The 24,796-nt window shown below is 38.2% G+C and carries 26 protein-coding genes and 1 pseudogene; 5 read left to right on the top strand and 22 right to left on the bottom strand.

Annotated elements, in window-relative coordinates; genetic code table 11:
* Positions 1–19: 19 nt before the first annotated feature.
* The 8 genes from CD001_RS08830 to CD001_RS08795 all read right to left on the bottom strand — a co-directional run bounded on the left by CD001_RS08830 (position 20) and on the right by CD001_RS08795 (position 7,933).
* Entirely contained in the window at positions 20–832 is an 813-nt protein-coding gene (locus tag CD001_RS08830; protein ID WP_257009755.1) for a glycosyltransferase, read from the bottom strand.
* Positions 825–2,006, bottom strand: a complete 1,182-nt coding sequence (locus CD001_RS08825) for a glycosyltransferase family 4 protein (RefSeq protein ID WP_096187146.1) — start codon at positions 2,004–2,006, stop codon at positions 825–827. Before CD001_RS08825 ends, CD001_RS08830 begins: the two co-directional genes overlap by 8 nt.
* Positions 2,007–2,015: 9 nt before the next feature.
* Entirely contained in the window at positions 2,016–2,666 is a 651-nt protein-coding gene (locus CD001_RS08820; protein WP_096187145.1) for an acetyltransferase, read from the bottom strand.
* Positions 2,659–3,273: a sugar transferase gene (locus CD001_RS08815; RefSeq protein WP_096187144.1), complete on the bottom strand. Its 615-nt coding sequence runs from the start codon at positions 3,271–3,273 to the stop codon at positions 2,659–2,661. The genes CD001_RS08820 and CD001_RS08815 overlap by 8 nt, the downstream gene beginning before the upstream one ends.
* A gap of 46 nt (positions 3,274–3,319) precedes the next feature.
* On the bottom strand, positions 3,320–4,390 hold the full coding sequence (locus CD001_RS08810) for an EpsG family protein (protein WP_096187143.1): 1,071 nt from the start codon (positions 4,388–4,390) through the stop codon (positions 3,320–3,322).
* A 32-nt stretch (positions 4,391–4,422) separates the two neighbouring features.
* On the bottom strand, positions 4,423–6,249 hold the full coding sequence (locus CD001_RS08805) for a nucleoside-diphosphate sugar epimerase/dehydratase (RefSeq protein WP_096187142.1): 1,827 nt from the start codon (positions 6,247–6,249) through the stop codon (positions 4,423–4,425).
* Between the two features lie 306 nt (positions 6,250–6,555).
* On the bottom strand, positions 6,556–7,230 hold the full coding sequence (locus CD001_RS08800) for a CpsD/CapB family tyrosine-protein kinase (protein ID WP_179298671.1): 675 nt from the start codon (positions 7,228–7,230) through the stop codon (positions 6,556–6,558).
* Positions 7,223–7,933 carry a YveK family protein gene (locus CD001_RS08795; RefSeq protein WP_179298670.1) on the bottom strand — a complete coding sequence of 237 codons (711 nt, stop codon included), beginning with the start codon at positions 7,931–7,933 and terminating at the stop codon, positions 7,223–7,225. The genes CD001_RS08800 and CD001_RS08795 overlap by 8 nt, the downstream gene beginning before the upstream one ends.
* Before the next feature lie 455 nt (positions 7,934–8,388).
* On the opposite strand from CD001_RS08795, the gene CD001_RS08790 reads away from it, so the two are divergent.
* Positions 8,389–9,363, top strand: coding sequence for a LacI family DNA-binding transcriptional regulator (locus tag CD001_RS08790; protein ID WP_096187139.1), 975 nt, complete (start codon positions 8,389–8,391; stop codon positions 9,361–9,363).
* Between the two features lie 42 nt (positions 9,364–9,405).
* Here the strand turns inward: CD001_RS08790 and CD001_RS08785 are convergent, their stop codons facing one another.
* Complete coding sequence (locus tag CD001_RS08785) at positions 9,406–9,993, bottom strand: hypothetical protein (RefSeq protein WP_218839245.1); 588 nt, start codon at positions 9,991–9,993, stop codon at positions 9,406–9,408.
* Between the two features lie 276 nt (positions 9,994–10,269).
* On the opposite strand from CD001_RS08785, the gene CD001_RS08780 reads away from it, so the two are divergent.
* Together CD001_RS08780 and CD001_RS08775 are read left to right on the top strand one after the other, a co-directional pair.
* The gene (locus tag CD001_RS08780; protein WP_096187137.1) at positions 10,270–11,604 is read left to right on the top strand and encodes a Na+/H+ antiporter NhaC family protein; all 1,335 of its coding nucleotides are present in this window, start codon (positions 10,270–10,272) and stop codon (positions 11,602–11,604) included.
* 106 nt (positions 11,605–11,710) lie between these two features.
* Entirely contained in the window at positions 11,711–12,091 is a 381-nt protein-coding gene (locus CD001_RS08775) for a DUF1761 domain-containing protein (RefSeq protein WP_096187136.1), read from the top strand.
* 86 nt (positions 12,092–12,177) lie between these two features.
* Here the strand turns inward: CD001_RS08775 and CD001_RS08770 are convergent, their stop codons facing one another.
* The gene (locus tag CD001_RS08770) at positions 12,178–12,807 is read right to left on the bottom strand and encodes a DJ-1/PfpI family protein (RefSeq protein WP_096190535.1); all 630 of its coding nucleotides are present in this window, start codon (positions 12,805–12,807) and stop codon (positions 12,178–12,180) included.
* A 178-nt stretch (positions 12,808–12,985) separates the two neighbouring features.
* Here CD001_RS08770 and CD001_RS08765 point away from each other — a divergent pair, with 178 nt between their 5' ends.
* Positions 12,986–14,020, top strand: coding sequence for a LacI family DNA-binding transcriptional regulator (locus CD001_RS08765; RefSeq protein WP_096187135.1), 1,035 nt, complete (start codon positions 12,986–12,988; stop codon positions 14,018–14,020).
* A gap of 196 nt (positions 14,021–14,216) precedes the next feature.
* Here CD001_RS08765 and CD001_RS08760 read toward each other — a convergent pair whose 3' ends face one another.
* The 5 genes from CD001_RS08760 to CD001_RS08740 form a co-directional block, all read right to left on the bottom strand.
* Positions 14,217–15,560 (bottom strand): GH1 family beta-glucosidase, encoded by a 1,344-nt coding sequence (locus tag CD001_RS08760; RefSeq protein WP_096187134.1) that lies wholly within the window; start codon positions 15,558–15,560, stop codon positions 14,217–14,219.
* 61 nt (positions 15,561–15,621) lie between these two features.
* Complete coding sequence (locus tag CD001_RS08755; RefSeq protein WP_096187133.1) at positions 15,622–16,644, bottom strand: LacI family DNA-binding transcriptional regulator; 1,023 nt, start codon at positions 16,642–16,644, stop codon at positions 15,622–15,624.
* Positions 16,645–16,658: 14 nt separating this feature from the next.
* Positions 16,659–17,516 carry a carbohydrate ABC transporter permease gene (locus CD001_RS08750; RefSeq protein ID WP_096187132.1) on the bottom strand — a complete coding sequence of 286 codons (858 nt, stop codon included), beginning with the start codon at positions 17,514–17,516 and terminating at the stop codon, positions 16,659–16,661.
* Positions 17,516–18,388 carry a carbohydrate ABC transporter permease gene (locus tag CD001_RS08745; protein ID WP_096190534.1) on the bottom strand — a complete coding sequence of 291 codons (873 nt, stop codon included), beginning with the start codon at positions 18,386–18,388 and terminating at the stop codon, positions 17,516–17,518. The genes CD001_RS08750 and CD001_RS08745 overlap by 1 nt, the downstream gene beginning before the upstream one ends.
* Positions 18,389–18,541: 153 nt before the next feature.
* Entirely contained in the window at positions 18,542–19,855 is a 1,314-nt protein-coding gene (locus CD001_RS08740) for an ABC transporter substrate-binding protein (RefSeq protein WP_096187131.1), read from the bottom strand.
* 570 nt (positions 19,856–20,425) lie between these two features.
* Between CD001_RS08740 and CD001_RS08735 the strand changes: the two genes are divergently transcribed.
* Positions 20,426–20,875, top strand: a complete 450-nt coding sequence (locus tag CD001_RS08735; RefSeq protein ID WP_096187130.1) for a GNAT family N-acetyltransferase — start codon at positions 20,426–20,428, stop codon at positions 20,873–20,875.
* Positions 20,876–21,232: 357 nt separating this feature from the next.
* Here the strand turns inward: CD001_RS08735 and CD001_RS08730 are convergent, their stop codons facing one another.
* From CD001_RS08730 to CD001_RS08700, 7 genes and pseudogenes are all read right to left on the bottom strand, one after another.
* On the bottom strand, positions 21,233–21,751 hold the full coding sequence (locus CD001_RS08730) for a P-loop NTPase family protein (protein ID WP_096187129.1): 519 nt from the start codon (positions 21,749–21,751) through the stop codon (positions 21,233–21,235).
* Positions 21,748–22,245 (bottom strand): NUDIX hydrolase, encoded by a 498-nt coding sequence (locus CD001_RS08725; protein WP_306454066.1) that lies wholly within the window; start codon positions 22,243–22,245, stop codon positions 21,748–21,750. The genes CD001_RS08730 and CD001_RS08725 overlap by 4 nt, the downstream gene beginning before the upstream one ends.
* Before the next feature lie 25 nt (positions 22,246–22,270).
* Complete coding sequence (locus tag CD001_RS08720) at positions 22,271–22,624, bottom strand: VOC family protein (RefSeq protein WP_179298669.1); 354 nt, start codon at positions 22,622–22,624, stop codon at positions 22,271–22,273.
* 227 nt (positions 22,625–22,851) lie between these two features.
* Positions 22,852–23,082 carry a VOC family protein gene (locus tag CD001_RS08715; protein WP_096187126.1) on the bottom strand — a complete coding sequence of 77 codons (231 nt, stop codon included), beginning with the start codon at positions 23,080–23,082 and terminating at the stop codon, positions 22,852–22,854.
* Positions 23,082–23,542 (bottom strand): annotated as a pseudogene (locus tag CD001_RS08710) (GNAT family N-acetyltransferase). Before CD001_RS08710 ends, CD001_RS08715 begins: the two are co-directional and overlap by 1 nt.
* A 24-nt stretch (positions 23,543–23,566) precedes the next feature.
* Positions 23,567–24,025, bottom strand: a complete 459-nt coding sequence (locus CD001_RS08705) for a GNAT family N-acetyltransferase (RefSeq protein ID WP_096187125.1) — start codon at positions 24,023–24,025, stop codon at positions 23,567–23,569.
* A gap of 128 nt (positions 24,026–24,153) precedes the next feature.
* Entirely contained in the window at positions 24,154–24,591 is a 438-nt protein-coding gene (locus tag CD001_RS08700) for a GNAT family N-acetyltransferase (protein ID WP_096187124.1), read from the bottom strand.
* Between the last annotated feature and the right edge of the window lie 205 nt (positions 24,592–24,796).

The raw sequence follows: 24,796 nt of genomic DNA, 5'->3' as shown, positions 1-24,796 counted from the left end.
AAAAACACAACACCTATATTTAAGACAGCGAGTATTTTTTTCTTCGCATTCGCTTATATATTCCTTTTGGAATCAGACCAATGATTAATGTTCTGACCGCATAAAAGTAGCATTTCGCAGGTAGTTTTAAACGTCGATAACCTTGAAAGCGTACGTATGCCTCATTTATTCGATACATGTACTTTCTTCTACTAATTGCCTGACGGTCGTCTCTCACCTCATAAAGTGGGGATTGGATGTTATAGCCGCGTGAACCATTCGCGTACATACGGAACCAGAGATCATAATCTTCTGCACGATGTGTCAGACGTTTGAAGCTGTATCCATTTACACGCAACAAAGCTTCCTTGCGAACGATGCAAGGTGCATGACAAAATGGCGATTGCACAACTAAATCAATTGGTTCTGGTTTTTCAACAGATCGAATTTCTCCCCAATAGCCCGTTTCATCAAAAAAAATCATCCCTGTACTGACAATGTCAAATTCAGGATGATCATGTAATAAAGTGACTTCTTTCTCGAGCCTAGTCGGTAAGGAGCGGTCATCTCCATCTTGTCGGGCAATGTATTCTCCTTTGGCAATAGAAAGGCAGCGATTTAACGAAAATGCGAGGCCCCGATTTTTTTCATTCGTTAATAGCGTGATATTCTCGTACTCATCTGCATATTCTTTTGCAATATGAAATGTACGATCCGTTGATCCGTCATCACACATGATGAGTTCCCAGTCCGTATACGTTTGCTCTAGAAGTGAATGTATCGATTCTTTTAATGTTGAGGAACAGTTATATATTCCCATAATAATCGATACTTTCGGTTTCATATTATCCATTTAGCCCCTCCTTTGGCGAAACATGTTCTTTACAAAGTGCATTTTTGTCTTCTAAAATATACTTCCACAACTTCCTTTGTTCAAAGCTCTGTTGAACAAATTCACTCGCATTTTTACTCAAACGTGAATACATCTCATTATTTGTCATGAGTGTTTCAATTGCTTGAACCAATGGATCTACCGTTGCTTTCGGTACAACCAGTCCCGTTTCACCTTCTTGTATGGCATCAATTGGACCTGGGATATCCGAAACAATGACAGGTATTCCCATCGCTTCCGCTTCAATCACAACCGACCCAAATCCTTCGCGATAACTCGGTAAAATAAAAATGTTCATCGTGGCAATATACTTTTCAACTTCAGTTGTGAATCCGCTGTAAATAATTGATTCATTGTTCTCCGACCAGAAAAGAAGCTCTTCATCTAAACTACTGTTCCGGTCTTTTGAACCGACCATCAAAAGCTTCGTATTTCGATATTTCATAGAAATACGTTTAAATGCCGATAAAAGTTCATCAATTCCTTTATCCTTATTAAGCCTTCCTATAAAACCAAGTACGAAATCCGTCTCTGCAATCTTATGCTTCTTACGAATTTCGGCTCTCCAGTCGTGTTTTTTTGTAATATCAAATTTTTGTAAATCCACACCATTTGCACTGCCGTTCCAGACTACTCTGCTTTTCTTGTCGCAATATAGCCCTTCAGCTCGGCTAAATAACAAATTCCCTCTACTATCCGGCTCTATCGTTGTTGAAAGGCTGCATACGGTCTTTTCAAGTAGTTTAAATAATTTTCTCTTCCAACCTGTAAACCCGACATAGCGAATCCCCCATTGACAATATAAGCGGACGCGGATTCGTGCTAAACGAGAAGCCGTCGCTGCATATAAAGCAGCATTTGGAGTCGAGTATTGAACAATGTCAAACCTTTCTTTTTTGAATAACTGATATAGGAGGTATATTGTTTTCAAAGCTCCGATTCCATCAAGCCCCCGTCTCATTTTGATCGGAGTATAATGAACCTCTTCTGGGAGTTCTTCCCTTAGCAAACTGTCATCATCGCATACAACTGTTACATCATAGCCATGCTTACTTAAATAATCTGCCTGACCAATTAAGAAACTTCTAATCGTAATTGACGTTGTTGTGACAAAGCAAATTTTCATTTTATTCATCTTATCACTTCAGTTCCTCTGCATTCTTTGATTTGCTGTTTCCCGAGCAGGTACCCCGACTGCTGTGCAATAAGGTGATATATCATTAATAACCGATGAACCGGCACCTATAACAGACCATTCTCCAATTTGGATTCCAGGAATGACACTCGATCCTGCCCCTACAAGAGCTCCATTCCGAACGACTGTAGATCCGCATAAAGTTACAGATGGAGAAAGATGGACAAAGTCTTCAACTACACTGTCATGCTCCACGACAGAGCTTGTATTAATAATTGAATGGTTTCCAATTTGACTGTCAGCATTTATGACGACGTTGGCCATAATCACTGATCCGTGTCCTATTTTCGCACTCGAACTTATCACAGCTGATTGGTGTGCCAATGACAGATAGGACTCTGAAGGTAAGTTAAGTTTTTTGAAAATCTTTTCTCTCACTCGATTACTGCCTATCGCAATAAAAAAATAAATGTTTCTGTATGACTGTTTTAGCTGGATTGCAGCTGAAACAGGGCCATACACGTACTTACCTCTAAAACCGAGCTCATCATATTTATCATCTAAAAATCCTGCCACCTCTAAGTACGGAGTCGATTTAATTACATCATGAACAACTTTGCTATGTCCTCCTTGACCGATCACGATGACTTGATTAATCATGACCGCTATTTACCTTTGATGTGTACCCTCTGAATCTCTCAATCGTCACATTTCCTGGCTGATTAATTCCTTCTGATTTAATGACCTTAACCAAGGTCAACATTAATATTTTCAGATCGAGAGTAAACGATTGATGATGAACGTACCAAACATCTAAGTTAAATTTCTCTTCCCAAGAGATCCCGTTGCGCCCATTAATTTGTGCCCAACCAGTTATACCTGGCCTCACATCGTGTCGATGTCGATGTTCAGTTGAGTATAAAGGTAAATACTCCATTAACAGCGGTCTAGGACCGACAAGGCTCAGATCTCCCTTTAATACATTTAAAAGCTGGGGTAATTCATCGAGACTATATTTCCTGAGAAACATTCCTAATCTAGTTAGCCGTTGTTCGTCCGGTAATAAATGCCCTTTCCCATCTGTTTCATCAGTCATACTTCGAAATTTATAAAAATAAAAAGGTTGATGTTTTAAGCCTGGGCGCATCTGTTTATAAATGATCGGAGTCCCCAGCTTCAAACGGATCGTAAAAGCGATGATTAGTATTAATGGCAATAAAATGACTAATAAAACCAATGAAACAATGACATCGAAAACACGTTTCACACGCTTCCCCTCCTCACATTCGTTAAAGAAGATGATGTGATCATTGTCAAAGCTGTAAGAAATCACTTTTATATTCAACATTTAGTGTAAAAACATATTCATAAATAAAGAAAATGAAGTAACAGACTAGGATCGTATAATAAATGAATTTTTGATCCTTTTTTGTAAATAAATGTACAACCCATGAAATTAAGATAAGGTTATATAAATCAAAATAAATAGAAAATCTAGCAAAAATCCAGTTTTGTGACGCGATAACCATAAAAATCAAGCCTAATAGCGCTAAATTTACGATATAATCACTTTTAGGAAACAACTCTCTAAATCGTTCTCTTCCTAAGTAAGCGAGAATGAGTGGTGCAGCACTCACACCTACTCTTATAATGTTTGCCCCCCCTTCATTAAAATCACGATATTCCCCGTAACCTCCTTCTCCTAAAAGAGAAAATAATAATTCGGAAAACTGATTGTATCCTAAAACTATTAATACCGATGATAAGATAAGCAAAGCGGATGTCTTTGTCCACGCCTCTCTTCTTACGATAAAATAAATTGGAATAAGGACGAGTGCACTTTGGTGAAATGTTGATGCAAGTAAAACGGTAAGTAAATACCTTTTAAAACTGCCATCGAAGAGATATTTCGTTGCAGCAAAGATGATCGCTGCAGCTAAATATTGTCTAACGCCATTCATTGAAACTAAATACATCCCCGAAGCAATATAGACAAACATACTAATCTCAAAAAGCTTCGTATATTTATATAAAACAAACACGATCAAAACGTTTGTAATTAATGCCGTCACAAAGATTAATAGTTGAGCATCATCGGAAAAGTTTTTTAAAAGCATCTGTAATACGCCAAATCCGATATCTTTTTGGCTTTGAATATATTCCCACGTAAATTCATTTGTTTCATATATATTTCGATAAACATACGTATCTCCGATATTATTTCGAAGACCAGCTACGACAACTAAAGACGCCATTGCAATGAGCATAAAATAAAGACTTGCTCGAACATTTGTGTGTTCACTTAGCTGCTGCGAATCTTTAAAGTATCTTGCAGCAAATGAAAAAACAAACACAACGACAAGGTTGAGATAAAGAATTGTCATCAATTATTCCCTTCAATCGTAATCAAAATATATTAGACTGATAGAACGGCTCCATTTTTCTCATTTTCTGTAATACCTTTGTTCGCAAGCTGAACAATTCGTTTACTTAAAGCACTTTTATTAAATAATGAATACGAGGCAATCAACTCTGTAATCTCTTCAATAAGAATACTAGAACTCTTTCCTATATAAATTTTAGGGTAGATTTGCTGATCGTGAATTTCATTTGCATTCAACAATTCTTCATAAAGCTTCTCCCCCCGCCTCATCCCTGTATATTGGATGCCGATTTCTTCAACTGAATGACCTGAGAGTTTAATTAAATTTTTTGCTAAATCAAGTATTTTAACTGGCTCCCCCATATCTAATACGAATATCTCCCCTCCTTTTGCCAAACTCCCTGCTTGAATGACAAGTTTAGAAGCTTCTGGAATCGTCATAAAATACCTGACCATTTCTGGATGGGTGATGGTAATCGGTCCGCCCTTTTGAATTTGCTTTTTAAAAAGTGGGATAACACTCCCACGGCTTCCTAAAACATTGCCGAAACGGACGACAGTAAACTTTGTTTTACTCCCAGTATCCATGTATTGGATAACCATTTCCGCTAACCTTTTTGTTGCTCCCATCACACTCGTTGGGTTAACTGCTTTATCAGAGGAAACCATAACAAATGTTTCAACGTCATTTAGACTTGCTGCTTTTGCAACATTCATTGTTCCAATCACATTATTTTTCAGTGCTTCTTCTGGGTTTCGTTCCATTAATGGAACATGTTTATGAGCTGCAGCATGGTAAACAACATGAGGTTTATGGTCGTTAAAAACCGTCATTATTTTTTCGTAATCTTGTATATCTGCAATTTCAGTTACGAGTTTCATTGAATTGAATCCGAATGTTTCTCTCAATTCCATTTCAATACTGTAAATACTATTCTCACCATGGCCGAGCAGAATAAGTGTCTTAGGTTTAAATTCTGAAATTTGCCGGCATATTTCGGAACCGATTGACCCTCCAGCGCCAGTTACTAAAACGACTTTATTTGTAATTGACTCTGATATTGCTTCAAATTCTAATTCAACGGGATCCCTTCCTAATAAATCTTCAACTTCAACTTCACGAAACTGGTTTACAGATACTTTTCCAGTGACCAAGTCTTCAATCATCGGTAATATTTGAGTTTTCACTTTCGTTTTTGCACATTCCAAATAGATGTTATTTAACTCTTTTCTTTTTAAAGAAGGGATCGCGATAATAATCATGTCAGCATTGTACATTTGAGCAGCTGATTTAATTTGCTGCGTTCCACCGATAACTGGAATATTAAAGATGTCGAGCTTTTGTTTCTTTATATCATCATCAATAAAAGCAACGGGATCTAATCCAGACTCACTGTTATTTTTTAATTGTCTAGCGATCATTGTTCCTGCAGCACCCGCACCAACAATTAACGCATTTTTCTTCGTTCTTTTTTGATTAAGTATTTTATCCCTCATCATTCTCCAAGACAGGCGAGATCCTCCTATTAGTGCAATTTGAAGTAAACAAGTAATAAACAGTAATCGAAAATGAAGTTGTTGGAAAAGTGCTAATTGCATAACGCCAGTTATCATAATTGAAATAACAGCCGTTTTTATAATCATTTGTACTTCCCCGATACTGGCATACTCCCATGCTTTTTTATAAAGTTTATAAGTAAATGAGAACGTATGATAGCAAATAAGTAAAATGGCTAGCGTAGCGAAAAATAAGATTAGTTCAATGTAATGATGTAATAAAAATATACTTATAATGAAGGCGGTCACTACGATAAGTGAGTCGACGAATATTAGTAGAGGAAGCCTTTTTTGATATGTCAATTGCCCTTCTCCCTTCTCAAATTATTTTCATGTAAATAAATTATGAACGTGCAAAAGAGATTATATCCTTTAGCCTCTTTACCCATCAAAGTATTTGACTTCTATTGGTAAAAAACAAAGCAAATTTGGGCATTTAACCCATCCTCACACCACACTTTCGATGACGCGCATCTAAGGTTTTCACCCACAGCATGGCCGAGTGCCTCCATTAGATAAAGGCAAGGAGACATCACCAAAAATCACTCCGACAAAAACACTATAACGAACAAAATGTTCTTAATAACGAATATGAAGGTTAAAAAAAAATTATTTGTTTCTAAAATACTTAAACATTGATCTCGGTTTAGCATTTAAGATAATCCCTATCAGCTTGGATTTTGAGATTTCCAGCACCTTTTTAGCTTCCTGTGCTAATATATCCTCCGTTTTATGACTTCTCACAACCATGATGACACCATCACATTTATTTGCAATGATTTTAGTCATGTTTCCTTCATGTACCGGTGATGAATCTATTAAAACAAAATCAAAATCCTTAACAGCTTCTGTTAACACTTCATCCATTGAAGTCGAATGATACAACTTTTCTATGTTATATGAAATTTGTCCAACTGTTAATATTTTCAGGTCATCAATCATCGTTTGGTTAATCGTATCCTTCAACTTTCGCTGGCCTGCAATAACATTTGTCAAACCTTCGTTATTTTTAATTTTAAAAACTTTATGAAGCGTTGGGTTATGAATCGATGAATCAATTAATAAAACTTTTTTCCCTTCTCTTGATAAAGTAATCGCTAACTTAGCCGTAATCATAGTCTTTCCTTCACTTTTGTTTGGAGAAGTGATTAAAATTGTTTTGGATTTGTTTTCAAATGCCGCAAACTCGATATTTACTTTAATTCGCTTAAACTCTTCAGAGATTGTCGATTCCGGATTTTGATAAAAGGAAGTTACGTTTTTTTTTAAAGCTTTACTAACCAATCGTCTCACTCCTTTTCGAAAGATTAGCTCTTTTTTCTTTTTTTTGAATGGTCGTTCTTCTACTAACCTTTGAAACAGTTCCCAAAACTGGGGTTTCAAGGAGAGTTTCAACTTCACGAACTGATTTCAGTTTATTATCTAAACTGTCTAATAACAGTGCCATACCTACCCCCGTAATCAGGCCAATGATAATACTTCCATAAATCATCCGATTTGAAGGAACGTTTATTGGATGTTGAGACTGGTCAACTGTAGCTTCGGAAAGGACCTCCATATTGTTGTACCCTAATGTATTATTTACTGCCTCCGGAAAAATGTTAGCTGTCGTATTTGCAAGCGACACCGCTTTATCTGGGGTTGTATCAATCGCAGTAAACCTTATAACTTGAGAAGAATTGATATCTTCAATTATGATGTGCTGACTCAAAGATTCAGCCGTCTGATTAAGTTCTAATTCCGTAATAATTTGCTCTAATACAATTGGTTCTTTAACTAATACTTTTAATGTTTCCATATTTACGTTTTCTTCTTGAATGATAACCGTGGATGAGGCTTCATATAATAAGGTTGGTTTCGTATGTTCGAAGTATGCAAAACCTGCGCCGCCTGCTGCTAACGTAAATAATATAATAATCCAGAAGCGTTTCTTGAGCGCTTCTACGATCTTTTTAATCTCGATTTCTTTCGAAGATTTTTGGTCCAAGCTATTCACCTACTCATTTTGTAAGTTCGTTCCTTCTAGCCTTATCGTTCCCTATAACGAACAAAAGGGTTGGATCATTTATTTGAGTGAACGACTACTTTCGTATAAACTTTATTTTAGTTCGTAATAACGAACATGTCAATAATGTATTTTGAAATTTTGCAATGTTCAATTTCAAGCTATTTCGTTACACGGTATTTATTCCCACCAAAAAAACTGAAATAAAAAAGTAGCGGGTATTCTGGGAATCATATCCAGGTGCCTGGCACCTTGTGAAAAGTTATGTATTTAGTTTAGTCTAGTAGATAAAGGAGAATTGGATAGCGTAGAGTAATTTTACACATGATCATAAAGTAGACTGACTGTTTCATAGTACTCCTTTTCTTTGTCCATTCAGCTAAAGATGTGAAACATACTTGAGAGCAAAAAAAAGATGTTTAGAAGTAGGTGAGTCGATGGCAAACATAAAAGATATCGCCAAAACAGCTGGCGTTTCTGTAACGACGGTTTCACGCGTATTAAATAACCATCCGTATGTTAGTAAAGAGAAGAAGGAAGCCGTAGAACAAGCTATGAAGATGTATAACTACCAGCCTAATATAAACGCTGTTCATTTAAGTAAAGGAAAAACATTTCTAATCGGTGTCGTCGTTCCTTTTACGAACCTCCCATATTTCGGCCTTCTCGTTGAAGGTATTGCTAATGAGGCGGTTAAGAACAACTACCACCTCGTGTTAATACAAACGAATTATGAAAAGGATCGTGAGCTTGATGCACTTATGATGTTAAAACATAAACAAATTGATGCACTTATTATTTGCTCAAGAATATGTCATTGGGACATCATCGAAGAGTTTGAAGCGTATGGTCCGATCATTCTATGTGAAGATGCTAGAGGAAAGGAAGTATCATCAACTTTCATTGACCACTACAAAAGCTTTATCCATGCATTAACGTATTTACACAAAAGAGGTCATCAACGAGTCGGCTATTGCTTAGGTCGAAAATCAGGTACAAATAGTACGCAAAGAGAATCCGCTTATCGTGATTTTTTAAAAGAAATAAATGAACCGTTTAAACAACATTATGTTTTTTACGACTGCTACGATTTTGTAGATGGCGAGCGTGTCGTTGAACGATTATTAGAAATGGGTCAACCTCCATCTGCTTTATTAGTAACGAGTGATCAAGTTGCCGCAGGGGTGTTAACGTGCTGTCAAAAGCACCATATTAAAGTTCCAGATGACCTTGCTATAATGGGATTTGACAATCAGCCGATCGCAAAAATAATGAACATTACGACATTAGAAATTCCGTTAATAGAAGTAGGAAAAAAGTTATTTCACCAAGCTATAGGAAAGGATGGGGGTGAGCAAGAGCATACTCATGAAGAAATTTTCGTTAAATTAATAGAAAGAGAAACAGTTTAATGAAATAAACTGGCTGAGTGTAAAATAACTCAGCCTTTATCCTTATTGGTGATCACCGAGTCCCCAGCCATCCGGATACATCGTAATGACTTTTCCGCCTTTTATGACGAGGCGCACGGAACCTTCATCAATATCTCCATAAACGACTACACCGTCTTCTGTAAAGCCCTGATCCATTATTTCCTCTTCATTTTCAGCAATAATATCGTCAATGATTTCTTCATATTGTTCGATGGACAACCCTGGATCAAAAAACGATTGAACAGGTGTCGGATCACCGATGAAATGCTCTGGTGCATGTCTCGATAAAATGTGAGTCATTCCATATGTCGAGCACGTACCAAAATCTAATTCTACGGATAAATGATCATCTATTAAATATGTTTCGATCGTTTCATCTGCTTCAGTGACTGGCAAACGGAAACTCCCCTGTGTAGCATTTTTAACCTGTCCACAAGATTGATTTTCAAAATCATCACCAGTCTCTATAAACTCGATTGCATCGTCGTGTATAAGCCAATCATATGTATCTGATTCCTTTTCAATAAAGATAAAAGTCATGAAAACAGCTAGAACGCTGATTACAAGTAGAGACAAAAATACAGTACCTTTATTTACATATTTCATCATGCCCCCCCTTTCTCCACACGTATTATTTTCTATCCATCATCCATATTATAATCTCAATCTCTCCCCGACATAAAGTCACATAGATCTATTCAAACATCAACAATTTAACACATCTACTTATTACCACTTTTCTCATTTACTTTCCTAACTAATTGAATCCAATTACTTCCAAGTGCCAGGCACCTAGGAATCATTTTCCAGGTGCCTGGCACTTGGCTTTTCATGTTAAACTTAGTTCGTAGTTTATATTCCCTTATTCGTTTCGGAGGTTTCTAGATGAATAAACGTTTTTCTATTTTTGAGTTAGTACTTGTTCTCGGAGTTACCGTCAGTTCTTTAATGACAGCTATATTAGTTGATTTTTCGCTCGTAGGTGCAATCCTTCCCGGACTTGCTCTTCTTGTACTATTTTCGAAGAAAAATGGCTATACATATAACGATTTACTCCGTTCATCGTGGACTGGCGTCGTCAGAAACAAAAATGTCGCATGGCTCCTCGCATTTATTGGCATCATCCTGCCAACATGGTTTTTATCTGGGACAATTACCGATCTTAATCAGCTATTTCTTTCACTTATTGCACCTAAATACTTTTTCGTGATGACATTTCTCATTGCGACGATGATGTCACTCATCGTCGGTTCTGCAGTAGGCAGCTTAAGCATTGTCGGAGTTCCACTAATCGCAACAGCAGAAATGCTCGGATTACCACTTACAATAGTTGCTGGTGCTCTCGTTTCTGGTGCATTTGTCGGTGACAGAACATCACCTTTATCAAGCTCCTTTCAGCTGTTAGCTTTTTCTGTAGAGTTAAATACAAAGAAACACTTTCAAACAATCCTTCCTACGATGGTGATAACTGCTGGAATTACAGCACTTATCTTTTTATTATTAGACATTAGTATTGATAAAAATATGACGACTGGAATAGCAACGGAAGAGATCATATTACATCCGGGAAGTTTACTTATTTCTTTGATCCCACCATTCGTACTTCTCGTCATGATTTTACTCGGAAAAAATATGAAGCTTTGTTTTTCTCTCGGTATTGCTACTGCTGGTATCATTCTTATTTTCCGTGGTGAACATGCAAGTGAGTGGGTTCACGCAATGATCTTTGGGATCTCATCCTTTGACGGGCTGCAAAGTATGGCATCGTTTATCATTTTCATTCTGCTCGTCGGAGCATACTGCCAAATGATCGAGGATACAGGAATGGTTCAGCCATACATTCACCGAATTTTCACAAACAAAACGTCACTTGCGAAAAATACAGCTCAAACAGTTGGTGTAGCCGCGGGAGTCTCATTAATCTCCCCTAACCAATCATTCCCGATTATTTTGACTGGCCGCTCACTTCTGCCACACTGGCAAGCTCATTTTAACAAGGAACATTTAGCAAGGGTCATTGCAGATTCAACCGTCGTCTTTGCAGGACTTATTCCTTGGAGCTTATTGGCGATTTTGTGCAGTGCAATTATTCAAGTACCTGTACTTGAATATGCACCTTTTGCGATCTTTTTATGGCTCTCGATGTTTGTGACGCTTGGATATTCAATGAAGAAACGTCAAAAGGTTCACGTAGAGCAGCCTGTACAAAAGTTAGGTTAAATCTATGATTACTTAGAAATAGACATTTTATAGACCATGGAAAACCTAACCAAATATATTAACTCTTTTAAAAATATAGTAGACTGTTTGAAAGGAGGAGATAGATTTGATTTGGCAAATTTTAATCGGTATCATTTTGTATATGGTTATTGGCATGATTTATTATTCCCCGTTCTTATTTGGAAACCGCTGGGTGGAACTACTCAAAATTGACTCTCCTAAGTTTCCGATAGGTTTGTTATCAGCCGTCACTATTGCGACATCAGTTGCTTTAGCTGTTTTACTTCACGTTACTGGGGCTGAAACGATCGGAGACGGAGCATTAATTGGTGCTCTTATCGGGGTAATGGTCTCTCTTGCCTATGCAAAAGACTTTGTTTTCGGAATCGGTACGAATTCGAAAAATGCTTTGCACGTCTATTTCATTACAATTGGTTATCACTTTATCGCTTTAACGATCATCGGCTCTGTGATGATGATTTTTTAAAACATATGTCCTATTGCAAATGCTTTTACTCCATACTTAAAGACCTTACGATTCTTACAAGACGTAAGGTCTTTTTCATTTTATTCCTATATATTTTCTTCAAATTCAATTGTATACGCGGTACGTTCAGCAGCTTCTCGATTTAATAGCTTCTTTACAATATGTAAAGACATATTCATCCCGGAAGAAATACCAGCTGCAGTAATGACATTGCCTTCATCGACGTATTTCACTTCTCGAATAACTTGGACATCCGGGTACGTTCTTTCTAAAAGGTCAAGAGCTGCTCGATTTGTTGTCGCCTTTTTTCCTTTTAATAATCCTGCTTTCGCTAAGAATAATGCACCTGTGCATACAGATGCCACAAGTGATTCCTCCTTCTGATCTTGAATCCATGAAATAATCGTTTGGTTATTAGAAACTGCTTTAATCATTTCATAAGGACCTCCAGGGATGACAACGACATCAAAGGAAGGAGCATCGTGAAAACTGTAATCAGGCTCGACTTTCAAACCATTATGCACCTCAATTGTTTTTCCATCCTCTGATACTGTACTGACGATAAATGGCTTTTGTTCTGGCATCAATTGATTCATAAACAGCTTTTTGACATCATCACTAGAAAATGTCGTTAAATTAAACACTTCATACGGACCAGCAAAATCAAGAGCGTCAACGCCGTCAAATAATAGAATTCCTACATGATATTGATTCATTTCATCTACCCCTTCCTTTTTTAATACTATACCCATGTATAGTATTAAAAGTAAAGAAATAATTTCCAACAACTGATGAGTTGTCACAATTCCCATCATTGTTCATTGTCATCTTTCATAAAAATTTATGGTATGATAAAAATTGGCGATATGATAGAAAATTCTGAGGAGAATGAACATGAAAATGACAATCAAGGAAATTGCCAAACTCGCTGGTGTTTCAAGGGCAACAGTCTCAAAAATCATTAACAATTATGATGATGTCGGAGAGCAAACAAAAAAAAGAGTGAAAAAGATTATGGAACAATATAATTATCGCCCATCCTATTCTGCTAAAACGCTTGCGACAAATGAAACGATGGTTATCGGTGTCATCTACGCTGGGAAAGTAAATGCTGATTTCAATCACCATTTTTTCGTTGAAGTTGTCAATATGTTCAAAAAAACGATCGGTCAAATGGGATATGACCTTTTGTTTTTTTCAAATGAACAGTTCCATAAAGAAAACGAAGATTATTTGGCAAGGTGCCTCCATTACAACGTAGATGGCTGCATCATCATTAGTGGGGGCGACGTTGAACCGACCGTTTATGAATTAGACAAAAGTGAGATTCCTTGCGTCGGTGTCGATTTAGAACTTTTTGGTAATAACTCAAGTTACATTATGAGTGATAACTACAAAATCATTTCAGAGGGAATTCAACATTTGAAACGACTTGGTCACGAACAGATCGCTTACATTGGTGGGGAGGACTCCTCTCAAGTTGCCAGATTGAGAGAACAGTACTTCAAACAAATTATCACCGAAAGAAACTTAACTACTCGAACTGATTGGGTAAAAAAAGGGGACTTTTTTGAAGAAAGTGGCTACGTCAGAATGAACGAAATTCTCCACTTAAAGGAGCATCCGAAAGCAATTTTTGCCGGATCAGATTTAATGGCTTTAGGCATTATGCGTGCGATTAGAGAGCACGGGTTAAATGTTGAGGACTATTCCATTATCGGAGTTGACGATATTCATGCCGCACAATACGTCGATCCGCCTTTAACGACAATGAGACAAAACAAAGAAAAAATCGGTGAATTAGCCGCCACAATGCTTCAGCAACTAATTTCAGACCAACAGGTTGAACGAAAAGTATTCGTCGACCCAGAATTAGTCGTTCGCCAATCATGTGGAGCAGCTAAATTTGTATCAAACGAAAAAAAGTAGTGCCCTTGAATGTCATTCATTCAAAGCACTACTTTTTATATTACCAGAATTCGCAAAACATTTGGGATGAACGTATAACTGCAACTAAAGCTTTCGCCATTAAGACTTGTACTAAAGCATAAGAGTTTTTAGGCAAGCATAATTCGCTTGCCTAGAAACTTTTTTACGATAGCCCAGTTTTGTTTACAAGGTCCTTTTAAAGCTTGATCCAATTTGTTTCAAGAAACTTTTGATACCAATAAAAACTCTCTTTTTTCGTCCGCTCTAACGTCCGGTAATTAACATGGACAATTCCGAATCGTTTACTATACCCTTCCGCCCACTCGAAATTATCGAGTAACGACCACGTTAAATAACCTTTAATGTTCACACCGGATTCAATACTTCGATGCAAGGAAATGAGATGCTGTTTTAAATAATCTATTCTCCCTGTATCATTCACTTTCCCATCAACTGGCTCATCATTATAGCAAGAACCATTTTCTGTAATGTAAATTGGAATATCGCCATATTTTTCTTTAATATAGACTAACACATGATAAAAGCCTTCAGGATATATATTCCATCCAATGTCTGTCTGATCATACCCTTTATCGACACGTTCATGATCAAACAAGCCTTCCCCTTCCTTATAACGGCTCACACTGCCCGTATAGTAATTGATCCCAAGGAAATCTATCGGACTATGAATCGCTTCCATATCACCATCTTCAATGTTTACTTGAACACCTTTCTTTTTAAACCAATCGACTAAAATAGATGGATATTCTCCCTTAAATACTGGATCAAAAAACCATTCTATAAACCAAGCACTCGCTCGTTTACACGCCTTAATATCCTCTTCCTTATTACTGTATGCTTCATTCCATTCAACATTTGGTGCATAACCGATTTCACCGTCAATATCTAACTCTCTGAACTTTTTCACCGTTTTTCCGTGCGCGATCATTAAATGATGAGCAACGTTTACAGCTAATTGTAAATCTTGATTACCCGGTGCATGGGCTCCAATAAAGTTTGATAGAAACGATGAACACCACGGTTCATTCAATGTAATCCAATGTTTCACCTTCCCGTTGAATGCTTGAAAAACGGTTTCAGCATAATGAACGAAAGCATCGATCGTTTCGCGATTGTCCCAGCCGCCTTCATCTTGGAGCGCCTGCGGTAGATCCCAATGGTATAGCGTGACCATCGGTTCAATTCCATTCGCAATTAAGCAATCAATGACGCGATGATAATAGTCTAATCCTAGTTGATTAACGGAACCCTTTCCTTTTGGAAAAATTCTCGGCCAAGCAATCGAAAGTCGGTACATATCAATTCCAAGCTCTTTCATTAAGGCGATATCTTCCTCATAACGATGGTAACTGTCACAAGCTACATCACCATGGTCGCCATTCAAAACTTTACCTGGTGTTTTTGCAAATGTATCCCAAATGGATAGACCTCTTCCATCTTTGTTCGCCGCTCCTTCAATTTGATAGGAAGCTGTTGCAGCCCCCCACTTTATGTTTTCCGGAAATTGAATGATTGTCATGACTTTCCCTCCTATAATGTAAGCCCTTGTCATATTTCTGTTTTGAAAATGTTTCTTAAACTTATACGCTAGTAATCTTTCTTTTCGTTGAGTGCCGAGCGACTAACGTTGGTTCAATTAGCACAGGGTTTCTTCGATGGTTATGAACGATCAAATCATTTAACATTTCCGCTGCTATCTTTCCGATCAACATTTGATCCTGACGAATGGATGATAACGACGGTTTTACGTACTGTGCCGCTAAAATATCGTCTACCCCTATGACCGCAAAATCATCGACGTTAAGCCCCTTATCACTAATCGCCTTCATCACTCCAAGTGCCATCAAGTCTGAACTAGCAAACACTGCTTCTGGAATCTGCTTTCCTTCAAGCAAATCCATCATTCGTTGATAACCGCTTCCCTCAAAAAAATCCCCTTCTAAAACCCACTCTTCTCTTACGTCGAGGCCATATTTATTCATCGTTTCCATAAAGCTTTCCAAACGCAGTCTCGATATGAGCGACGTATGATGTCCTCCAATAAATGCGATCTTTTGATAGCCGTTGTGATAAAGGTGCTCGACTGCAGCAATTGAAATTTGCTCGTTATCTGTCATGACGTATGTTGACGAATCTCCAAAAAGTTGTAAATCAATCCCGACACAAGGGATCTCACTTTTATCGATTTCAAAAATCGACGGTTCCACTTCTTCACCACTAATGACAATACAGCCATCGACTTGGTAGTGATTACAGCGCGCTAAATAATCTTCCTTTTCTTGATGAAATAGTTCATTTGAAAAAAAGATCAGATCATACCCCATCGGACCGATTGTTTTTTTAAATGTATTGATCACATCTACAAAAAATGGATGATTGAACCCTGCATTGACTTTCCCGGCGTAAATGACGCCAATAAAGTTGGTTAGATTGCCTGCCAATGTTTTTGCCGAATAAGAGGGACGATAACGATTTTCTTCGATGATCACTTTTACTTTTTCTCTCGTTCTCAAAGCAACGCCGTCATAATTGTTGATAATCTTCGATACGGTCGATTGCGAAACTCCAGCAATTTCGGCAATTTCTTTGATTGTCAACTTCATTGTGAACTCCTACTTTAGTTTTTGACTGCCCCATCTGTAATACTTTTAATAAACAGTTTGTTAAAAAATAAGAAGACAATGATTAAAGGCAATGTCGCCCAGAATGTTCCCGAAAGGATCATTCCGTAATCTCGAACACGATCGTCCATAAGTGAGCGAAGTGCTACTTGAATCGTGTGGTTCGATTGATCTTGTAGAACGACTAATGGCCATAAATAGTCTCCCCAAATCGTCATATAAACGATAATCCCTAATGTTGCAAATGCGGGTAAAATCGTTGGGACGACGATATTCCAATAAATTCTGAAGTTCGAACAGCCGTCAATTCGTGCCGCTTCTATTAATTCTTCTGGAATCGCGGATTGTATGTATTGACGCATCCAGAAGATCCCAAATGCATTCATGAACCCTGGTACAATAATCGCTTTCAGCGAGCTTAGCCAGCCAAGCTCCGTAATGATGAAATACTGTGGGATTAACCCTAGCTGAGGTGGTACCATCATCGTTGCTAAAATAAAGATAAACAAAATATTTCTACCTGGAAATTGCAGTTTCGCAAATGCAAATCCTGCTAATGAACATAGAAACAACACACCTATCGTTACTGTCGTTGCTACGATAAAAGAATTCCATAACGCTCCAAAAAACGGAATACTGTCAAGGACATTTTGAAAATTTTCGACTAACATATTTCCTGGCAACATCGCCGGCGGTGTTTCATTGATCACTCGGTTAGGATTGGTCGCCATGACAAACATCCAGTAAAAAGGGAAAATGGAAGAGAGTGCAAACAAAATAAGAATCGTATAAACAGTAATTTTTGAAAAAGAGTATTTTTTCACACCGACTTCTGCAGAACTTTTCTTTTCCATCATGTGCCCCTCCTTGGTGTCCGACCAATTCGATTAGCCAAGAATAGATTTGTCACTGCCAAAACGATAATCATTAAAAATAATACAATTGCAGTTGCTGATGCGGTACCGAAGTAGTTACTAGCAAATGCTTCTCTATAAAGGTATAAAACGATCGTAATTCCTTCTTCTCTGCCGCCCCTGCCTTGGAAAATTTGTGGCTCAGCAAATACTTGTAACGCTCCAATTGTAGAAGTAAAGACGGTAAAAAAGATGAACGGCTTTAACATCGGTATCGTAATATACCAAATTTGTTGCCGAACAGAAGCTCCATCTATTTTTGCCGCCTCATAAAGATCGTTTGGAATACTTTGCATCCCTGCTAAATAAATGATCGTATTATACCCTACCCAGCGCCAAAAAATCATCGCGGAGATAGCGACTTTCGCTCCCCATTCTGAGCGTGTCCACGTAATTGGTTCAACACCAAACAGACCTAAAAAGGAATTGACGAGTCCACCTTCTTGATTACTGAAAATGACACTGAAGACGATTGCGACTGCTACGATGGATGTGACATATGGTAGAAAGATGGCTACGCGGAATACACTTTTATAGCGGACAAGCGCAGAGTTTAGCGCATAAGCTAATAACAACCCAACAACTAATTGAGGGGCGGTCCCCATTAAGCCGATAATAATCGTGTTATAGACGGACTTCCAAAACAACGGATCCTGAAAGATGATCGTAAAGTTATTCAGACCTACATAAGTCATATCTCCTAAACCGTCCCAGCGAAAAAATGCTAAATAAAAGCTAAAAACGATCGGAAACAATCCGAATACAGCAAAAAGTAAATAAAACGGTGAAATGAACAAATAGCCTGAAAGCATGTTTCTCGTTTTCTGACTAAATTTTTGACGCTTCGGTTTCTTAGGTGCGGCATATTTTGTATCTGCCTCTAGGTTCGTATTCGTCTGCACATTTATCCACCCCTTTTCTTAGAATAAAAAGGGGGATACTGCTCCCCCTTTTTTATATGAGGTTTAACGGTTAAGTCTTTGCTCAATACGGTCCATCATACTATTCCACTCACCATCTCGGTCTCCACCGTCATAAACGTTATAAAGGGCATCAACCATTTCATCGTTTACTGCTGAATAATTTGGTCCCGTATAATTGTGCTCGACTTGCTCGGCTGCTTCTGCAAAGATTTGTGCAGTATGTTGTCCGCCAAAATAATCATCCGTGTAGTTTTCGAATTCTTCCATCTCATAAACAGCTGGTGTGGATGGGAATAATCCCATATGTTCAAACGCTTTTAACTGCATGTCAGGGGATAATAACCATTTTAAAAACTCATAAGCTTCTTCAGCGTTTTCTGATTGTGACGGAATGGCAATCCAAGAACCGCCCCAGTTTCCGGCTCCTTCTGGTAAAGTGGCGATGCGCCAATTCGACTCATCTGGTGCATTATCTTTAATGACCCCTTGCATCCATGCTGGAGCTAATAAAGTTGCATAGCTACCATCTGACATCCCGGAGCCCCATTCAGGTGTCCACAGTTCATAGCTGCCAACGAGGTCCGATTCAATCATGTCAACCGTATAATCATAAGCATTGCGAATATGATCAGATGTTTCTAATAAAAGTTCATCCTCTTCATTGAAGTACAATTCCGGGCTTTGATCTCTTAATGCATTAAAAATTAGTTCAGGGTTGTCAGTCATTGGTTTTCCAGTTTCCTCGTATATGGTCGCTGCGACATCTTTAAAGTCATCCCATGTTTGAATCAATGATTCTACAGCTTCTGGAGCTGAATCATATCCAGCCTCTTCAAAAACGTCAGCTCGATAGAACATAACAGTCGGTCCAATGTCCGTTGGCAGCCCAAATAAATAATCTTCTTCCGGCGTTTGACCTATTGACCAAACCCAATCAAGATAATGATCTGCTAATTCATCTGCTCCTAAATCATATAGATTATAAAATTGATCTTCGGCACCTCGATACCTTTCAATTTCAGCTACTTCAATTGCTGCCATGTCCGGAGCTCCGCTCCCAGCTGATAATGCGGTAAATAAGTTGTTATGATGGTCTTCCATATCAATTTCCTGGAACGTAATGTTTACATGAGGGTTTTCATTCATGTATTCTTCTGCCAAGTCAGGATATCCCGTTGCTCCAAATAGCCAGAACGATAATTCTACATCTGCATCTGGATTCCCTCCACCATTTTCAGTATCAGTGTCAGTGTCGTCACCATTATCTGCTGTTGCTTCACTGTCATCATCTCCACTACAAGCTACCAATCCTAAAGCTAACATTACGGACGCTAATCCTAGTAAATACTTTTTCATTTTCTTCCCCCCTAATTTTTTCAGTCCAACAAGTAAACGCTTTCAAAACAAAAAATGTCATTTACGAAACCGCTTTCAAAAGTGGTAAAAAATTTTTCAGCTTCACCTCCCTGACGTAATAGAGCGCAGACGAAAATAAACTTGCTGTCAGCTTGCAAACCTAAGAAACTATGTTGAGGAACATCATTATGACTATTTACTAAACCGGTTTCGTTTAATCTTTAATGTCATTTTACTTTTGAACGTTTTCTTTGTCAATTAATTTTTTGAAAATTTAAAACTCTCCTAAGTCACTCCTCATCTTCCGCCAAGGTCCACGAAATTTTTCTTGACGGTTCTAGCTTTTTATCCTGTTTTCTATTCCAACCCAACCACTAATTACACTCTTTACCCAAATTACTCTCCACCCGATCACCATTTATTTCCCATCTATTCTTTATCTATTTTCCCACATATTCCCATGTGCCTGGCACATGGGAATATGTGGGAATGAGTTGGCTTTAAGATCATTTGGATGTCACGATCGTGTATGACGTGAATATGATAGGACTGACGTATAGGAGGGATTGAATGCTACATTTAGCTACGGATGAGGAACGAGCACTTATTTTATCGAAGGTGGCAGATTCCGCCAATGAAGGGATGGCTAACGGAAGTAATATCATTACTCAAGAAAAAGCTGAGTTCATTATATCTTCTCTATTAATTATGGGAGCTCAATATATGGTTTTGCGAGATCATGATGGATCCATGATCGGCTGGACGCTGATTGGAGAAAATATCGACTACATGACAGATCATCGCTTTGGATTTATTTATGATGTCTTCATTTTTCCAGAATATAGAGGGAACGGATTATCGAAGGTTTTGGTGAAAGAAGCGGTTAAAGACCTAAAAAATCAAGGGTATAAAGAGGTTCGATTAAATGTTTTTGAAGATAATTTCGCTAAAGAAATTTATAAAAAACTCGGCTTTATTGAAGTGCAATCAATGATGAAAATGAACACGGATCAAGTGTGACTCCTTTATAAGAAAAGTGCAATCGCTCTTGGTTATCGACGAAGAAAACTGGCCGTACAAAACAAAACGATACGTCCTGTCACATTTCCACCATTAGGACGTCCTGTCCGTCAAGGCAAACCGCTAGATTAGATCTTCGACTAAAACCCCCGAGTCCTGCGGGAACGGCGAAGTCACCACATCCGTGCGGCAACTCGTGAATGTAAACACTATTTACGGATAGACATCGATCGAGAGATTATAATTATATACGCTTACCCTTTAACAGAGAAGATGACTCAATAACAAAGTGCCTAGTCTCTCTCCAATATAAGATCAGCGACCTGTATGTTGAAAACGATGGAGAGAGCTTGACATTTACTCTTTTTTTAACGCATCCATATACTTTGTAACATCTTTTCGGCTGTGCAAAATGACTAATTTCCCTTTACAGTCGGACATTCCATCAAGAATTCTCGGTTTACCTTTCAGCTCAAATTGCTTATCCCACTTAAACATCTTAAAGAACATCGTCCATGTCGGTTTATAGTGAGATGGTTCGAGCCCAAACTTTTGCTTAATAAATCTCGAAACGATTCGGATTCTCCGCGTCCGGTGCGGTAGATTTAAAAAGAGGATCACATCTGCCTCTTTTAAGCTTGGGCGCACCCACTGTTCATTATGGACACCTTCTACAATCCATTTATCTGTTGAAACGATGTTGCGCAAAGACTCCTCCCATTTTTCAGGAGGGTTACGAATATCCCCTAATTCACTTCTTCTCCAAACGACATTATCAAGTTCATAATAAGGTATGTTGAATTCATGTGATAGCGACTTTGCTAATGTCGTCTTCCCGCTCCCAACCGAGCCGACAATATGGATTTTCTTATTCACTTACTCGCCCCACTCCATTCCGGTTCCACTCGCACTGATGAAAAGTTGAGAACATCATCACTTTCATATGTGAAATGGTGGATATATCGCTCATCTTCATAAAGCATTTTCTGCAAAAAATATTTTAAATTTGCAAGGCCATCATTTTTCGGGTCGAGTACCCACTTTATTTTTTTCCAATCTAAAATACCTTCAGTTGTTTTTCGAGGTGTTGGAAAGTCAAGCGTTACTGGCAGTTCCGCGACAAACGCGTACATTCCGCCAGAGTAGGAATTATCTATATCCCACATAATATCCCCTTTGTACGTAATATCCGTCAACACAATTTCTGTTTCTTCTTCGATCTCACGTAACGCACATTCTTTAGGCGATTCGCCTCGCTCCAGTTTACCACCGACACCGTTCCATCTCCCCATCCACGGTGCTCTTTCTCGGTTTAGGAGTAAAATCTCATCGTCCCTTTTTAAAAAACAAATCGTGTATTTTAGCATCATTTTCCCCTCATCCAGCTGTTGTCATTTATGTCCAATAACATATTTGCAGTCGGTTACCATCCAGATCATACAAGTCAAAAAAATGATTCGTCCCGTCACTTTGACGTTCACTCATTTTAACTTTCTTCTCTTTTAATGCCGTATAAGAGGACTCAATATCTTTCGTGAAAAAGATCGGATACGTGCTGTACCCTTCAGCTTTATCCCCTTTCTTTTCTTCAAGAGTCAACGGGATTCCTCCGCCCGGAATGTTTAAAATACAGTATCCTTCCCCTTTAAATCCGACAGTTAAGCCGAGCACTTCCTCATACCAGCTAGTTGCTTTCTCCAGTTGTTGTACAGTTAAACAGATCGTATCTACCTTTTCTATGATCGCCACTAAAAAACACTCCTTTATTTACAAGTTATTAACGATAACGAAAAGCTAGAGTGATTTCTTACAAATCGACGAAAAAAAATTTATTTTTCTCCGGTAAACATCGTTTTTTCATCAACAAAACAGAGTGGGTTCCCGAAAGGATCTTTTGCATAAAAGGATCTTTCTCCCCACGGACGAGTTTGAATCTCATTTTCCACGTAGGGTGCCTCTGAATTTTTCACGAGTGACTATGTATGTTCTAAATTGTTAACAGAAAGGTAAATATGGTCTGGGTTCGGGACAGCTTGAAAACTGTCACCATCAGCTTGTGGATCAAAGCAAGCGAGCACAGTTCCATCACAATTGAAGTAATGTCGGCCATTTGACACCTTTTTACCGGGCATTTCTAAAATGGTCTCGTAAAACGCTGTTGCCTTCTCAATATTCGAAACTGGCAAAATGACTCGGTACAACTTCATCACAATAGCTCCTTCTTTTTTTCCATTATTAAAAATTCATAATTTCCGCCGTTTGTTTCTTGGAAATACGTTCTTATCGGCTTAAAACCAATGTAATCGTAGACCTTGATCGCCCTTTCGTTAAACGTTGCGACAGATAACGTGATTTTGGATGGAGAATACAATTTTTCAGCAAATGCTAAGCCAGCTTTGACAAAACAAGCACCATTCCCTTTCCCAGTGAAATGAGGATGCATACCTAATCCACTATCAATGATTTCATGCTCTAGTTTGTGAAAACTAAAGAAACCGACCAATTCTTTCTTTTCTAAAACAGCGTAATAATCGTCTCCTCTGCTTTCCTTATCTAAATCCTCTTCATCTGCTTCCAATCATAGAAGGTGTACATCCCATCATAATGCCAGTTGTAGGCGATCTCTTCCGCTTGCTCTTGAGTTATTATTTGAATGAAATAGGTCATCGTTTGGTCACCTCTTACAACGGATCACCTCGTCGCTTTTTGGTAAATTTTAATATTTCCTCCTCCTACACCATACCCTTTTGCAATATGTGTCCAGTCGTATTTTTCATAATACCCTTCTAAATCTGTACTTAAATAAAGGTGATGAAAGCCATAGTTCGCGGCTTCTTCACACGCATGACCAAGAAGCCGTTTGCCAAGCTGCTGGCCGCGGCATTCAGGAGAGACATACAAACAAGCAAGCCATGGGAATAAATCTTGCCGACTGATGAAGTCATTGCGAATGAGTGCATATGTGCCGACAATCCTCTCGTCTTTCTTCGCTACATAAAAACTCGGAATCGCATCTTCAGCATCAGCTGAATGAACGATGCAATCATAGTATAGATCGTAGTTTTTCTCATTTCCCCATTGCTTCCAAAATTCGTGTACCGCTTCTTCAAATCCGTCTGTTTTCGGTATAACCTTGCTAATCTGTATCATGAAGCTCCCCGCCTCTTCCTTCGCGTGAATTTTTAACTTTTACTTGAGCATAACCTTATAAAAATGGCAATATTTTGTTGTGCAGAACGGGACGTCTTACCTCACGAATGACCTAATTCAGAAAACATCTATTTTACTTCCTTTTTAAAAACATAGCTGACTCTTTTATAGTCCATTTTCTCTTCATAAAAACGGTGGGCATCTTCTCGCTGCAAACCTGAAGATAAGGCGACACTTTCATAGCCGTTTTCTTTTGCCCAATGATGAACAAACGACAGCAATTTTTCACCATAGCCGTTTGAACGTCTCACACTGTCCGTAACTAAGTCGCATACCCAGACGAACCGACCGTAATAGAGTGTAATCATTGGCTTAAACCCGGTCACGGCCGCAATCTCTCCACTCTCATATAAAGCGAACATTTTATACTGATCATTTGCCTGTGCATCAAGGACAAGCTCAACATATTTTTCTTCAGATAAATGTGACCTTAATTGGCTCATGACTGGATATGCTGACACCACCTCCTGCTCAGTGCTAAGTTCGTTAATTTTTATTTCTCCCATTATTTATCTGCTCCTTTTCTCCATTGTTTAACCTATACGTCATTCACATAAAAATTCCTGCAAAAAAAAATGGTTTATCACCAATAGTCGACGTTCTTCAAATGTCCATATGTTTTCTGATTATACAAAAAAGAAGAATGCCCTCGAATTTTACCGAAGAACATTCTTCACACAAAATTACACAAAATTGTGCGGGACCTGGTTC

The organism is Evansella halocellulosilytica, from assembly GCF_002335745.1.
In the GTDB taxonomy this organism is placed as follows: domain Bacteria; phylum Bacillota; class Bacilli; order Bacillales; family Salisediminibacteriaceae; genus Bacillus_CA; species Bacillus_CA halocellulosilytica.
Note: the sequence above shows the minus strand (reverse complement) of the source record. Positions and strands in the feature narration are given on the sequence as shown.